The organism is uncultured Parasphingorhabdus sp. (assembly GCF_963975555.1).
Taxonomy (GTDB): domain Bacteria; phylum Pseudomonadota; class Alphaproteobacteria; order Sphingomonadales; family Sphingomonadaceae; genus Parasphingorhabdus.
Window position 1 is genome coordinate 680556 of record NZ_CAXBHH010000001.1, and the last position, 12519, is coordinate 693074.

17 protein-coding genes are annotated in these 12519 nt (G+C 55.9%); 9 read left to right on the forward strand and 8 right to left on the reverse strand.

Translation table 11 applies throughout. The features are described 5' to 3' along the window. Nucleotides 1-29: 29 nt before the first annotated feature. Nucleotides 30-569: a hypothetical protein gene (locus AAC060_RS03300; RefSeq protein ID WP_339822858.1), complete on the reverse strand. Its 540-nt coding sequence runs from the start codon at nucleotides 567-569 to the stop codon at nucleotides 30-32. A 50-nt stretch (nucleotides 570-619) separates the two neighbouring features. On the opposite strand from AAC060_RS03300, the gene AAC060_RS03305 reads away from it, so the two are divergent. From AAC060_RS03305 to AAC060_RS03320, 4 genes are all read left to right on the forward strand, one after another. Further along, on the forward strand, nucleotides 620-1375 hold the full coding sequence (locus AAC060_RS03305) for a TlyA family RNA methyltransferase (protein ID WP_339822860.1): 756 nt from the start codon (nucleotides 620-622) through the stop codon (nucleotides 1373-1375). A 75-nt stretch (nucleotides 1376-1450) separates the two neighbouring features. Then, complete coding sequence (locus AAC060_RS03310) at nucleotides 1451-2617, forward strand: mechanosensitive ion channel family protein (RefSeq protein ID WP_339822862.1); 1167 nt, start codon at nucleotides 1451-1453, stop codon at nucleotides 2615-2617. 109 nt (nucleotides 2618-2726) lie between these two features. Further along, nucleotides 2727-3905 (forward strand): acetyl-CoA C-acyltransferase, encoded by a 1179-nt coding sequence (locus tag AAC060_RS03315; RefSeq protein WP_339822864.1) that lies wholly within the window; start codon nucleotides 2727-2729, stop codon nucleotides 3903-3905. A 62-nt stretch (nucleotides 3906-3967) separates the two neighbouring features. Further along, nucleotides 3968-4261, forward strand: a complete 294-nt coding sequence (locus AAC060_RS03320) for a putative quinol monooxygenase (protein ID WP_339822866.1) — start codon at nucleotides 3968-3970, stop codon at nucleotides 4259-4261. On the opposite strand, the gene dgcA is transcribed toward AAC060_RS03320, so the two are convergent. The 3 genes from dgcA to AAC060_RS03335 are packed head-to-tail and all read right to left on the reverse strand — an operon-like array spanning nucleotide 4258 to nucleotide 6846. Then, nucleotides 4258-5238 (reverse strand): N-acetyl-D-Glu racemase DgcA, encoded by a 981-nt coding sequence (dgcA, locus tag AAC060_RS03325; RefSeq protein ID WP_339822868.1) that lies wholly within the window; start codon nucleotides 5236-5238, stop codon nucleotides 4258-4260. The two genes, AAC060_RS03320 and dgcA, sit on opposite strands and share 4 nt — an antisense overlap. Nucleotides 5239-5273: 35 nt before the next feature. Beyond that, the gene (locus AAC060_RS03330; RefSeq protein ID WP_339822870.1) at nucleotides 5274-6686 is read right to left on the reverse strand and encodes a putative O-glycosylation ligase, exosortase A system-associated; all 1413 of its coding nucleotides are present in this window, start codon (nucleotides 6684-6686) and stop codon (nucleotides 5274-5276) included. Next, nucleotides 6679-6846 carry a hypothetical protein gene (locus AAC060_RS03335; protein WP_339822872.1) on the reverse strand — a complete coding sequence of 56 codons (168 nt, stop codon included), beginning with the start codon at nucleotides 6844-6846 and terminating at the stop codon, nucleotides 6679-6681. Before AAC060_RS03335 ends, AAC060_RS03330 begins: the two co-directional genes overlap by 8 nt. 109 nt (nucleotides 6847-6955) lie before the next feature. Between AAC060_RS03335 and AAC060_RS03340 the strand changes: the two genes are divergently transcribed. Both AAC060_RS03340 and AAC060_RS03345 read left to right on the forward strand, forming a co-directional pair. Beyond that, nucleotides 6956-8188, forward strand: coding sequence for a TIGR04063 family PEP-CTERM/XrtA system glycosyltransferase (locus AAC060_RS03340; RefSeq protein ID WP_339822874.1), 1233 nt, complete (start codon nucleotides 6956-6958; stop codon nucleotides 8186-8188). A 37-nt stretch (nucleotides 8189-8225) separates the two neighbouring features. Next, entirely contained in the window at nucleotides 8226-9233 is a 1008-nt protein-coding gene (locus tag AAC060_RS03345; RefSeq protein ID WP_339822876.1) for a hypothetical protein, read from the forward strand. A 7-nt stretch (nucleotides 9234-9240) separates the two neighbouring features. Here AAC060_RS03345 and AAC060_RS03350 read toward each other — a convergent pair whose 3' ends face one another. Together AAC060_RS03350 and AAC060_RS03355 are read right to left on the reverse strand one after the other, a co-directional pair. Continuing rightward, on the reverse strand, nucleotides 9241-9585 hold the full coding sequence (locus AAC060_RS03350; protein WP_339822878.1) for a hypothetical protein: 345 nt from the start codon (nucleotides 9583-9585) through the stop codon (nucleotides 9241-9243). Beyond that, nucleotides 9575-9763 (reverse strand): hypothetical protein, encoded by a 189-nt coding sequence (locus AAC060_RS03355; protein WP_339823815.1) that lies wholly within the window; start codon nucleotides 9761-9763, stop codon nucleotides 9575-9577. Before AAC060_RS03355 ends, AAC060_RS03350 begins: the two co-directional genes overlap by 11 nt. A 215-nt stretch (nucleotides 9764-9978) precedes the next feature. Between AAC060_RS03355 and AAC060_RS03360 the strand changes: the two genes are divergently transcribed. Both AAC060_RS03360 and AAC060_RS03365 read left to right on the forward strand, forming a co-directional pair. Further along, on the forward strand, nucleotides 9979-10557 hold the full coding sequence (locus AAC060_RS03360; RefSeq protein WP_339823789.1) for a S24 family peptidase: 579 nt from the start codon (nucleotides 9979-9981) through the stop codon (nucleotides 10555-10557). Between the two features lie 56 nt (nucleotides 10558-10613). Beyond that, entirely contained in the window at nucleotides 10614-11276 is a 663-nt protein-coding gene (locus AAC060_RS03365) for an MBL fold metallo-hydrolase (protein ID WP_339692908.1), read from the forward strand. Nucleotides 11277-11316: 40 nt separating this feature from the next. Here the strand turns inward: AAC060_RS03365 and AAC060_RS03370 are convergent, their stop codons facing one another. Continuing rightward, nucleotides 11317-11682 (reverse strand): hypothetical protein, encoded by a 366-nt coding sequence (locus AAC060_RS03370; protein WP_339822880.1) that lies wholly within the window; start codon nucleotides 11680-11682, stop codon nucleotides 11317-11319. A gap of 63 nt (nucleotides 11683-11745) precedes the next feature. After that, nucleotides 11746-12141, reverse strand: coding sequence for an MAPEG family protein (locus AAC060_RS03375; protein WP_339822882.1), 396 nt, complete (start codon nucleotides 12139-12141; stop codon nucleotides 11746-11748). Nucleotides 12142-12338: 197 nt separating this feature from the next. On the opposite strand from AAC060_RS03375, the gene rpmF reads away from it, so the two are divergent. Next, the gene (gene rpmF / locus AAC060_RS03380; protein ID WP_100093644.1) at nucleotides 12339-12518 is read left to right on the forward strand and encodes a 50S ribosomal protein L32; all 180 of its coding nucleotides are present in this window, start codon (nucleotides 12339-12341) and stop codon (nucleotides 12516-12518) included. Nucleotide 12519 lies beyond the last annotated feature (1 nt).

The following is a 12519-nucleotide window of genomic DNA, read 5'->3' on the forward strand; positions in this document are numbered from 1 at the left end:
TTGCGCGTTCCGGCCTGAGACCCAACGGGTCAGGCCCGGCAATCTTCCACCACACGACTGAACTCGGGCCAGACCGGAATGGCGAGCGATTGCAGGCCAGTGGTTTCGACGGCAAAGCGACCGCGGCTATAGGCAATGCGGTCCATCATGATGTCGCCCGACGCTACCGAAATCGCGGCATAATGCGGCGTTCCACCACTATTGCTTGCCGGATAGGATTGCAGGCCAGCGCTGGTGCGGAGAACCATTTTGGCGCCTTTGCCAACCGAACCGGATCGCGACAGGAACAATTGCCGGCGCGATTTATCGCAGCGGATGATGAAAACCGCATCTCTACCGGTCTCGCCGAATAGCGCGAGTGATCCGCGATTATCGCTCCGATATACCCAGCTACCGGGGGTAATCGGCCAGTCGATCCATTCGCCCTTCGGTTGTGTTAACACCGGAGGGGCTGCTGCGACCGGCTTGGTCGGCTGCGGAGCGGGTGCCGGTTCGGGCGGCGCGGTCGAGCAAGACGCAAGTGCAAGCAAGAGCAGCGGAATGGACAGCGGTGCAGGAATGATTCTCATAGTAAAGGAATATGGCCAAAAGCGCGGCGCTAGGCTAGTCCTGATTTGCAATGACCCAGTCTGAACCCAAAGTCGTGAAACAACGCGTTGACCAGATCCTTGCTGACCGCGGCCTCGCTGACAGCCGGGCCAAGGCGCAAGCCTATATCATGGCCGGTCTTGTGACGGTGGCGGGCAAGAAAATCGACAAGCCGGGCCACAAGATAGCAAGCGATGCAGCGATTGAACTCAAGGGTAAAGACCATCCCTGGGTGTCGCGCGGCGGCATCAAGCTTGATCATGGCCTGCAACATTTTGCGATCGATGTAACCGGCATGACCGCGATGGATGTGGGGAGCAGTACCGGCGGCTTTACCGATGTGCTGCTGACCGGCGGCGCTGAAAAAGTCTATGCCGTCGATAGCGGGACCAACCAGCTGGCCTGGAAGCTGCGTCAGGATGAACGGGTCATTGTGCATGAACAAACCAGTGCCCGGATCCTCACTGATCAGCACGTGCCGGAAAAAGTCGATATCATCGTTTGCGATGCGAGTTTCATTTCACTGGTCAAAGTGCTGGAACGACCGCTCGAATTTGCCAAGGAAAAGGCGATACTGGTTGCGCTCGTCAAACCGCAATTCGAGGCCGAGCGCGCCGATGTCGGCAAGGGCGGCGTTGTTCGTGACGAAGCGGTCCGCCAGGCGGCGTGCGAAAAAGTGAGAGACTGGCTGATCGCGTCCGGCTGGGATATTATGGGAATTACCGAAAGTCCGATCACCGGCCCGAAGGGTAATGTGGAGTTTCTCATCGGCGCTCACAAACCCTGAAAACGGCACGCTTTAGCTTGTCGCTTTCTATCACACGGGTTGTTATTTTCGGTGGTTCTGCCTAGCTGGAGGCTTATGACAAAAACAACAGAGACCGCCCTCATGCCAACCGTGCCGGATATGGGCGCGTCCATACAAAGGCTGGCCGTAGAGGGCTCCCGCTGGCTGACTGAGCATTATGTGGAACTGATTTTCGCTGTCGTCATCGGCACTGCCATTTTCTTCCTGCTCGGTGCGGTCAAGCGGCTTGGTTCGCGCTATGTCCGTAACAACAGCGGACTGACCGGATATCGAACGATCATCGGTACGGCGATTTCCCGTACCAGCAAGTTTTTCATGTTGATGGTCTCGGCCGAACTGGTCGTGAGTTTTGGCAGCGCGCCCCCCAGCTTCGAGCGTGTAGTGCACGTCTTGTTCACGATAGCCATGGTTTTACAGGTTGCCATCTGGCTCCGCGAAATCATTCTCGGGTTAATCGTTCGCAAGACCTCGCAAGACCCCGACCAGCATGAGACGCTGGAAAACGCGATGACCCTGATCCGTTTGCTGGTGACCTTTGTGGTCTTCGCAATCGCTGCGATCATGATCCTCGACAATCTGGGAGTGAATGTAACCGGCCTGATCGCGGGTCTGGGCGTCGGCGGCATCGCCATCGGTCTCGCCGCCCAGGGCATTTTTTCCGACCTGTTTGCAGCCTTGTCGATCATTTTCGACAAGCCTTTTCGCCGAGGAGATACAATCACCTATGATACTACCATCGGAACCATCGAGAAAATCGGACTGAAAAGTACGCGGCTAAGGGCTACTACCGGCGAAGAAATCATCATTTCCAACACCAATTTGCTGGACAAGGAAATCGTCAACATGACCCGCCTGGCGAGACGGCGAACGCGCTATGGCATTGGTGTAATCTACCAGACCAATCCGGACGAGGCGCGCCGGATTCCGGGTCTTCTCAAAAAGATAGTCGAAGCCAATGATGCGGTGTTCGTCCGGTCGGGTTTTGTCGGCTTTGGCGACAGCTCGATCAATTTCGAACTCGATTTCGATATCATGAGCAGCGAATATGACGTGGTCTATGAAGGTCGCCATAAAATCGGGCTGGCGATATTGCAGGCATTCAATGAAGAGGGCCTCGAATTTGCCTATCCGACTCAAACCACCTTCACCGCTGCGCCGGATGGCGAGATGATTATGCCCTATCCCGAAGGTGGCTATCCCGTCCCGGTCGGCAACGACTAGGGTTCCGTAACGGCAGAGCGCCGCAGAAAAAATCCCTTGTTAATTGGCCGATTAACGAGGACAATGCGCCTCAAAATCGACTCCGATATCAATCAAAAGGAATATCAATATGCGTGACGCAGTCATCGTTTCCACCGCCCGCACACCCATAGGCCGGGCCTATAAAGGTGCTTTCAACACCACAACCGGTGCCACGCTGGGCCATTATTCCGCAAAAGCGGCGGTTGAAAGAGCCGGCATTGATCCGGGCACGATCGATGATGTCGTCTGGGGCAGCGCGTTGCAGCAGGGATCGCAGGGCGGCAATCTGGCCCGTCAGGTTGCGCTGCGTGCAGGCTTCCCGATCGAAGTGCCCGGCATGACAATCGACCGTCAATGTTCCTCTGGTCTGATGGCGATTGCCACCGCGTCCAAACAGGTGACGCTGGACATGATGGATGTGGTTGTCGGCGGCGGACAGGATTCGATCTCGACCGTGCAGACACCGGAAATGCGGGTGCAGCCGGACCGCGAGCTGCTGAAAATGCATGCCGATATCTACATGCCGATGCTCCAGACTGCCGAAGTGGTTGCCGATCGTTACGGCATCAGTCGCGAAGCATGTGACGAATATGCCCTGCAGTCGCAAATGCGCACGGCAGCCGCTCAAGACGCTGGCTATTTTGATGCTGAAATCATCGAAGTAACGACCAGCATGGGTGTGCAGGACAAGGAAACCAAAGAGATTTCCCATGTCGAAGTCACAATCAGCAAGGATGAAGGCAACCGCCCTTCGACCACGCTCGAAGGTCTGCAGTCCCTGAAACCGGTGCTTGGTCCTGACAATATCGTTACCGCGGGTAACGCATCGCAGCTTTCCGATGGTTCATCTGCCAGCGTTGTTATGGAAGCGAAAGCGGCTGAAAAGGCCGGCCTCAATCCGCTGGGCCGTTATGTCGGCATGGCCGTTGCCGGAACCAAACCAGATGAAATGGGCATTGGCCCGGTTTTCGCGATCCCCAAATTGCTTGAACGCTTTGGCCTGAAGATGGACGATATCGGTCTTTGGGAGCTTAATGAAGCTTTCGCCGTACAGGTACTTTATTGCCAACAGAAACTGGGCATTCCTGGCGAGCTTCTGAACGTCAACGGCGGAGCGATCTCGATCGGCCACCCTTATGGAATGACCGGCGCACGTTGCACCGGCCATGCCCTGATCGAAGGCAAGCGTCGCGGCGCGAAATATGCCGTGGTCACCATGTGCATCGGCGGCGGACAAGGCGCAGCCGGATTGTTCGAGATTTTCTAGAAATCAAAATTCATGGGCTGGCGGGAAATCGCCGGCCCTTTTTTTATCAGGGAGAGACTATCATGGCAGCAGTAGGCGTCGTCGCAACATTAACCGTGGCCGAAGGCAAGAATGCCGATTTTGAAGCAGCGTTTTCCGAGCTGATGGCAGCTGTTAGCGCGAATGAACCGGGTAATGAATTTTATGCGGTTTTTCAGTGCAAGGACAATCCGCAGCAATATAAAGTACTCGAACGCTATGTCGATCAGGCATCGCTGGATGCGCACGGCAAGTCGGATCATTTCCGGGCGAGCGGTCCGAAGCTGGCGCCATGTATGGCAGCCGCTCCGGTGATCGAATATCTGGACGGAATCTAGCTCGGGCTTTCCGAGGGCAATATTCTGCCGAATTCGAATTGAAAGGCATCGACGCGGTCCTTTGCGAGCAGCAGGGGCCCGTCGAGGTCAACCCAGTGCGCGAGCTGCGCCAGAGCGAAGGCCGGCCGGATTCCCAGCGATGTCGAGAGCATGCAACCGACCATGATTTTCATCCCCATGGCCTGCGCTGCATGGGCCATGGCTATCGCTTCGGTCAGACCGCCGGCCTTGTCGAGTTTGATATTCACCACATCGTAAAAGGGCGCAAGACGTTCCACATCGGCGCTGGTGTGGCAGCTTTCGTCGGCACAGAGCGGAACCGGTGACCGGACCCCGCTGAGCAGATGATCCTGCCCGGCGCTGACCGGCTGTTCGATCAGTTCGACAGAATATTGCGCGAGCTGTGCGGCTTCGGCGGCAATGTCGAGATCGTTCCAGCTTTCGTTGGCATCGACGATCAGGCGAGCATCGGGCGCGCCGCGGTGGACGGCGGCAACCCGTTCGCGGTCGTCCTTGCCCGACAGTTTCAGTTTCAGCAGTCGCTGGCCGCTAAAAGAGGCCTGGCGGGCCTGAGCCTCCATGGTTTCCGGTTCACCCAGGGATATGGTAAAGGCCGAGGTCAGGGGTAAAGGTTCGGGCAATCCGGCCAAGTGCGCGAGGGACATTCTTCGCTTGCGGCATTCCAGATCCCAGAGCGCGCAATCAAGCGCGTTGCGGGCGGCACCACGGGGCATGTTCTGCAGCAGGACTGCTCGGTCCAGTTCCGGATATTTGGCGACAAATCGCGTAATCTCTTCCGCGCAGCTTTCAGCGCTTTCGCCTTCGTAATAAATCGGCGTTGCTTCCGCCGTGCCTATATGCGTGCCGTCTGAGACTTTGCACAGCACGACATCGACGTGGCTCTTGGCGCCGCGGCTGATGATGAAATATCCGGCAACAGGCCATCGTTCGACGGCGACAGAAACAGTGAGTGTCATCTCTCGCTTCTACCGGAGACCATCACAAGCGCCATTTAATTTGTGAACGACCGACCCGGGTGCGGCAGTGGCTCCGGTTTCACCGCCCCGGTCGTTCGTTTGATGATCGGCTGCCGCCGGGCTTCTGCCGAACGGCGAGACATATAGGTGTCGAGACCAATTTGCAGCGCAACCAGCATATAGATGAATGGCTGGTAGGCGATGCCGACGAACAATGCGCCGACGAGGAAAATGATGTGGCCGTGCTGCAAGGCAATGGCGAGGGGAGCCACCCACTGTTCGCCTTGTTTTTCGGATTTCGCATATTTCCGTCGCAGCATTTCCATGCGCCATATGCCGCCGACATGAATGAGCAACCACAGGATCAGGCCGGGATAGCCCTGTTCGCCCAGCATTTCAAAATAGCTGCTGTGGAATGCGCGCGATTCATCTTCGATAAGCCGGGCGTCGACATCGTCGGGATCAATGCCCCATTGCTCATATTGCTCGACATCCACTTCCGACAATTCATAGGTCAGCTTGTTGATCCGGTAGACATCAAAGCCCCCTCCGAACGGATGCTGGTTTGCATATTCAATCGTCCACCGCCAGACCGCGAGCCGGGTCGACGCAGACTGGTCTGCTTCATAATTTTCGATCGTCGCCATCCGCTCGGTGAAGCTTTGCGGTAAAAATGGAATCGCAACGAGACCTAGTGCCATTGCAAGTCCCCCGTAGATCAAGCGGTGGCGGGCGAAGCGCAATTGCAGCACTGCCAAAACACCGATGCATACCAGACCGGTGCGCGCCTGTGTGCCAATGGGGATCAGCAGAGCGGCGAAGATCAGGCAATAAGCGAAGATTTTCACTCGCCAGTCGGGCGGGAAAATCGTTCCGTAATTGGCGAGCCAGAGGATCAGCGGTATGATGCAAATGGCGACGGTCGAGATGATCGATCCTTCGTAGAGGCCGCTATTATTGTCGACCAGCAGCACAAGAACGCCGTAGCCGCCGCCGGAGGCCAATGTCTTGATCCCGCCGGTGATGATCAGGGTGCCGGCGCACAACACCATGAACAGCGCCAGTGCTTCAAGCCGCAATTTGGTTCTAAGGGTGAGCGGCAGGAATATTGCGAAGACCAGTGCTTTCCAGACCCAGTCCCATTTCTCCATCGCCGCATCGGGAACTTCCGCCTGGATTGTCGTATATCCGCAATAGATGAGCAACAGGATCATCATCCCCTGACGCACGGAAAAGCGACTGTCCTGCTTGTTGTCTGCAAGCATATAGCCAAGGAAAGCGAGAGCGAAGACGACCAGCGACAGGGGGATCGAGTTGAGCATGAAATAGCTCAACCGCTGCGGTGCCACGATATCGACATAGGCATAGATCAGGGTAAACAGAAATGGCCGTTTGAAGGCTATGAATAGCAAAGCCACGAGATATCCGACGAAGACAAGGTCACGCATCGGGGCGTGATCCGTTGCTGGCCGGTCGTTTCAGAAAACCCGCTGGTTCCTTGTCGCGTTCCGGCGGGTCTTCGACATCGAGATCGTCGCGATGGATCAGCCGCCATGCTGCGATCAGCAGCAAGCCATGCGTCAAAGCGATAGAGAAATTGTCTATCATTTACCCAATTCATCCCGACACGAGCGGTGATATCACGCTCTTCCACATTGGCGCGATACAGACATTGGGTTGACGGGACGTTAATCCTTTTTTGGCAAGGATCCGGGTCATGAAGCGTATTCTGCACATTCTCGATCACAGCCTGCCTCTGCACAGCGGATATTGTTTCCGGACCCGTGCGATCATGAAGGCGCAAATTGCTGCCGGTCTGACCGTCGCCGGGGTCACCGGCGTGCGCCAGAACCAGCACGGTTATGTTGCAAAGCAGCCACTGGAAGAGGAAGATGGTCTCCAGTTCTTCCGTACCCTGGCTCAGGTGCATGGACCATCGCCGGTACGTGAATGGCGGGAAGTCGCGGTGCTGTCCGATCGGATCGATCAAGTCATCCGCGACTGGCAGCCGGATATATTGCACGCCCATTCGCCGGCACTCAACGGATTGGCGGCCTTGCGGGCTGCGGAAAAATCAGGGTTGCCGCTGGTATACGAAATACGGGCTTTTTGGGAAGACGCCGCAGTGGGCAATGGCACCGGCAAGGAAAACAGTCCCCGCTACTGGTTGACCCGGCAGCTCGAGAATCATGTGATCAATGGCGCCGACGCGGTCGCGGTGATCTGCGAAGGCCTGCGGTCCGATCTTATGGCGCGCGGGGTGCAGCCGGAAAAAATAACCATCTCGCCCAATGGTGTCGATCTGGACCTGTTCGGCAAGCCACCGGCGCGCGATGAGAAATTTTTGGCCGAACTGGGTCTGACCGGGAAGCGGGTTTTGGGATTCATCGGCAGCTTTTATGATTATGAGGGGCTCGACGATCTGATCGCAGCCCTGCCGATGCTGCAGCGCTTGCATCCGGGCGTGCATCTGCTGCTCGTCGGCGGCGGTCCGATGGAGGAGGCGCTGAAGGCGCAGGTGGATCGATTGGGAGTCGGTTCTGCGGTGACCTTTACCGGTCGTGTGCCCCATGCGGAAGTAGAGCGCTTTTATGGTCTGATGGATATCATGGTCTATCCGCGCAAGGCGATGCGACTCACCGATCTGGTGACTCCGCTCAAACCGCTCGAAGCGATGGCGCAGGGTCGGCTGGTGGCAGCGTCTGACGTCGGCGGTCACCGGGAACTGATTACAGATGGGGTTACAGGCACGCTTTTTCCTGCCGGTGATCCGGAAAAAATCGCGGAAAAACTGGCCAGATTGCTGGATAACAGCGAGTCCTGGCCTCAAACCATTGAAACGGCAAGAAAATTTGTTGAGGCAGATCGTAACTGGTCGTCAAACATTTTGCGTTACACTCCTGTTTACCAAAGGTTGATCGCGCGTAAATCCTACGAGCGCGCGGCCTGATACGGTGGAGAATCATGTGGACCAGACAGAACAGGATATGAATCGGTTTAAACAGCCTGTGATGGCCGTTGCCGGGGGAATTGCAGCCGCGCTGGTGATTGCCACCTTGCCGCATGTCTATCTTGAAAACATCATTGGCGCGACCGGGCTGTCCGAATTCATTCCGGCTGCCGCGCCGCCGCTGGGGAATACAGCGCGCGGCCTGGTCGCCGTCATGACGGGGATGATATCCACTTCGGCAATCTATCTATTCTTGAACCATAAACCGAAATTTCTTGGGGGAGGCTCCGATATGAGCTTGGCAATTCGCAAAAATTTGACGACCAATGCAATCGACGATGTGCGGGGAGGTAAATCACGCTTTACCATGCCGAAATTGAACCTGTCGGCAAAAACACTGACAAAATTTCTGAAAAAGCCGAAAAAGGTCGCTGGTCAGGTTACCGACCTGAGAGACCTGCCGGACATCAAGCCAGCGGATCGTCATCCGGATGCTCCCGCGCGCCATCCGATCTTTGCATCCTCTGACCTAGGCGCTCCGCTTGCCGAAAAAATCAAAAAATTCGATGACGTAGCAGTCGAACAGAATCTAGCGGAGCCGGTCGAAGAATTCGCACCGTCGATTTCATCGGGCGCTCCCTTTGTGGCCGAAAAGATGATGGATTCGCCTTCCGAAAAAGAGATGACATTCGATCGGCCGGAAGATGTTTCTCCACAAGAGAAGCCTTCTGCTCCCCGTGAAGACCTGACCACGCTCTCCCTTGCCCAGCTTGCCGATCGTCTGGAGGCGGGACTCCGTCGTCTGGAAGTGCTGGAAAAGCGCGAGCAGGTTGCACCACCTCCGCCGATAGCTGAGCCGGCTCCAACGGTGGAAAAGACAGTTACACTGGCCGAAGTTTCTCAGGCACCCGCTCCGCTAGCGATGCCTCCGCTGCGGTCGGTCGACTCCGATGAACCCGTCGCTCAGGACAACCGCCAGGCCGATATGGATGCGGCGTTGAAGGCCGCGCTTGGCACCTTGGAAAAAATGACGGTCCAGCGCTAATCGCGCGCTAGTCCCGGCAGCTTGTGACGGGATCAATGATCGAGAGGGCTTCGACGAGCAATCGGGACTGCGACTGGTTCGTCACCAATATATCCGCGAGGAAATAGGCCCGCATTGCAAATTCATGTTCCGGCAGCGCCCTTGCGAGATTTTCCATATCGTCCGGGGCGGTCGCATCCGTCCGCTCAATCACGAAACTATGCCGCGTTCCGGTGAAGGTAATGCTCGCCCAGGGACGTTCGCGTTCCAGGGTGACGCGGACCCGGCCACCGGCCAGCGCCTGGATTTGCTCGGCAATCGACGAACCGGGGTCCCGTTGCCGGGCCCTGAGAGAAACGGCATCAACCGGCATGATCTGTCCGCCATAGATTCATGAAATATTCTACGCGTTCCGACACGCTCTTTCCAGGCTCTCTACCGTTGCGCAAATCCTGAACAAAGCGCGGATCGGATACGGAAAGTCGTCCGAATTTTGTCCACGCCATGTCCGTTTCACGCAGGAATATCTCGATTTTTCGCAACAATGACACCCGTAATCTCCTTCTCGCTGCCCGTCGCCCGGTTCGGCGACTCCATGAATAGGGAAATTCCTATTTGAAATGTGATTTCCTACATGTCTAGGAAAAATCCTATTGCCAATTCCGGCCAACGTGAATATGATGCAGCTATTGTGACCGATGATCCGCGCGCCAATCTGGAAGAACTGATTCGTGAAAACGGACATGATTTTGCTGCGATATCGAAAATGCTCGGCAAAAATGCCGCCTATATCCAGCAATATATTCGTCGTGGTTCACCAAGAAAGCTGGATGAGGAAGACCGGCGGAGGCTGGCGGAATTTTATGGCGTGGAGGAGCATCTTCTCGGTGCGCCTGCGGTTCGCGAATCCCGTCGGTCCAGCCCCGCCAGATCCGATGGCTTGCTCCGGATCAAGCAATTGCAGGTTGGTGCTTCGGCCGGCCCGGGATCTCTGGCGGATGACGAATATGCTGAATCCATGGGCTTTGGTCCGAAATGGCTGAGGCGGCTCGGCATCGATCCCGCCAATCTTTCGCTGATTGCTGTTGATGGCGATTCGATGGATCCCACATTGGGCGATGGCGATGATATCATGGTCGACCACAGCGCTGCTTCCCGGCCCTTGCGCGACGGCATATATGTGCTGCGCATGGATGACGTGCTGCTGGTCAAGCGCGTCGCCATGGGTCCCTCGGGAAAACTGTCGATCCGCAGCGACAATCCGCAATATCCCGACTGGGATGATGTCAGCGTGGAAAGCGTGAATATCATCGGCAAAGTCGTCTGGACCGGACGGCGGCTATAGCGCCTCGCCATTTTGGGGCCTTGCAACTTGCGCATCGCGCCGCCAAATAGCCTGACATGACAGATGCACCCCTCAAGGCCGTGATTATTCCGGTCACTCCGCTCCAGCAAAATTGTACCCTCCTGTGGTGCACCAAAACCAACAAGGCGGCGCTCAGCGACCCCGGCGGCGATTTGAACCGGTTGAAGGCAGCGGTAGAAGAGCATGGCGTGGATCTGGAGAAGATCATCATCACCCACGGCCATCTCGATCATTGCGGGCAGGCGGGGATGCTGGCCGAGGAACTGGGTATCCCGATCGAAGGCCCGCACAAGGATGACCTGTTCTGGATTGACCAGCTGGATGGCGATGGCGCCCGCTATGGGATGGAAGCGAAAAGCTTTGTCCCGGATCGCTGGCTGGTTGACGGCGATCAGGTGACCGTTGGCGATCTCGTGCTCGACGTCATCCACTGCCCCGGCCACACACCGGGCCATGTGATTTTCTACCATCAGCCGTCAAAGCTGGCGGTGGTCGGCGATGTCATATTCCAGGGGTCGATCGGACGCACGGACTTCCCGCGCGGCAACCATCAGGACCTGATTGATGCGATCACCCAGAAGCTCTGGCCTCTGGGTGATGATGTGACCTTCATTCCCGGTCACGGTCCGACCAGTCAATTCGGCTATGAGCGCAAAACCAATGCGTTTGTCGCGGATGATGTGCTGGCGGCGCGTTAGGGGCTTAACATCGCTTCGTTCTGAAAAATGCTGCTATATCCTAGGCATTTGGCGAGTGGGTTATGGTAAACTTGACTGATGTCAGGTCCAATAAAGCCGTGTTTTCATACCCGAAGGCATAGCCTTCCAGCAGATTCAAATATCCGTCTTCCATGAACAAGACAAAACCCATGCCGTCAGCCAAGCCTTCTACGCATGCATATATTTCGTGACCCAGCACGCGAGGACTTGATACTCGCGGAATTGCAGTAGCGACGGAAATCGTTGTAAAAAATCCGCCGCCCGTGTTTTCACGTTCTGCAATCGAAGCGCCCGCAAGCTGCGCCGCCAGACCATCTGCATATTGAGGTGTCTCAACAAAAATAGACCGGAGAACAGCAAGTTCTAATCTGGTGAAATCATACACGGTTTTCAATTAACAGGATGCTGGTTGGGCCTTCTTTTGGTACCCTGTTCCCATTAAAACCCGTTACGCCCCCAAATAAGGAATCGTGATTGCATAGATCCCGAGGCCCAGAAGTGTCAGCATCGTAATCAGCGTGCCGATCATCCGGCCTTTGCCGAATTTGCCATCGTCCATACCGACTCCATGGGCGACGCGGCCGAGCAGATAGACGCCGCTGACGATCCAGAGCCATGTGGGCGATGTTGTGCTGGCCAATTCAATCGCTGCAACCAGCAGCACGACAAAGGGCGCGCTTTCTATATAGTTGCTGTGAGCCCGCATGCGGCGGATGACGTTCTCATTACCCCCGTCGCCAATGCTGACCTTTTCGCTGCTTCTGACCTGTCCCACGCGGATCATGAGCCAGATATTTATCAGCGCCGCAGCACCTGCTACGGTTAATGTGATCGGTAAAATCATCTTGTCCCCCAAATATGTGTAAATTATAGGCCGTCTATAGAAGCAGAATGCTTGCAACGCACAGGAATTTCATTATACGCGCCAATTCGCGTGCAATCTGCTGAACCTCAACCAGGTGATTCTCCAAAAATACGGAGACTGGATTGTTTGGCTTGGATGCAGGCATTTGATTTTAAATTTAAAGAACAGGCTTAGCAATGGCTGTACCAAAAAGAAAAACTACACCGTCGAAGCGCGGTATGCGCCGGTCTCATGATGCTTTGAAAGTCGAAGCATATCAGGAATGTCCGAATTGCGGTGAATTGAAGCGGCCGCACCATATGTGCGGAAGCTGTGGTCATTATAATGGCCGTGAAGTCTTGGCCGCTGATCTTTAAT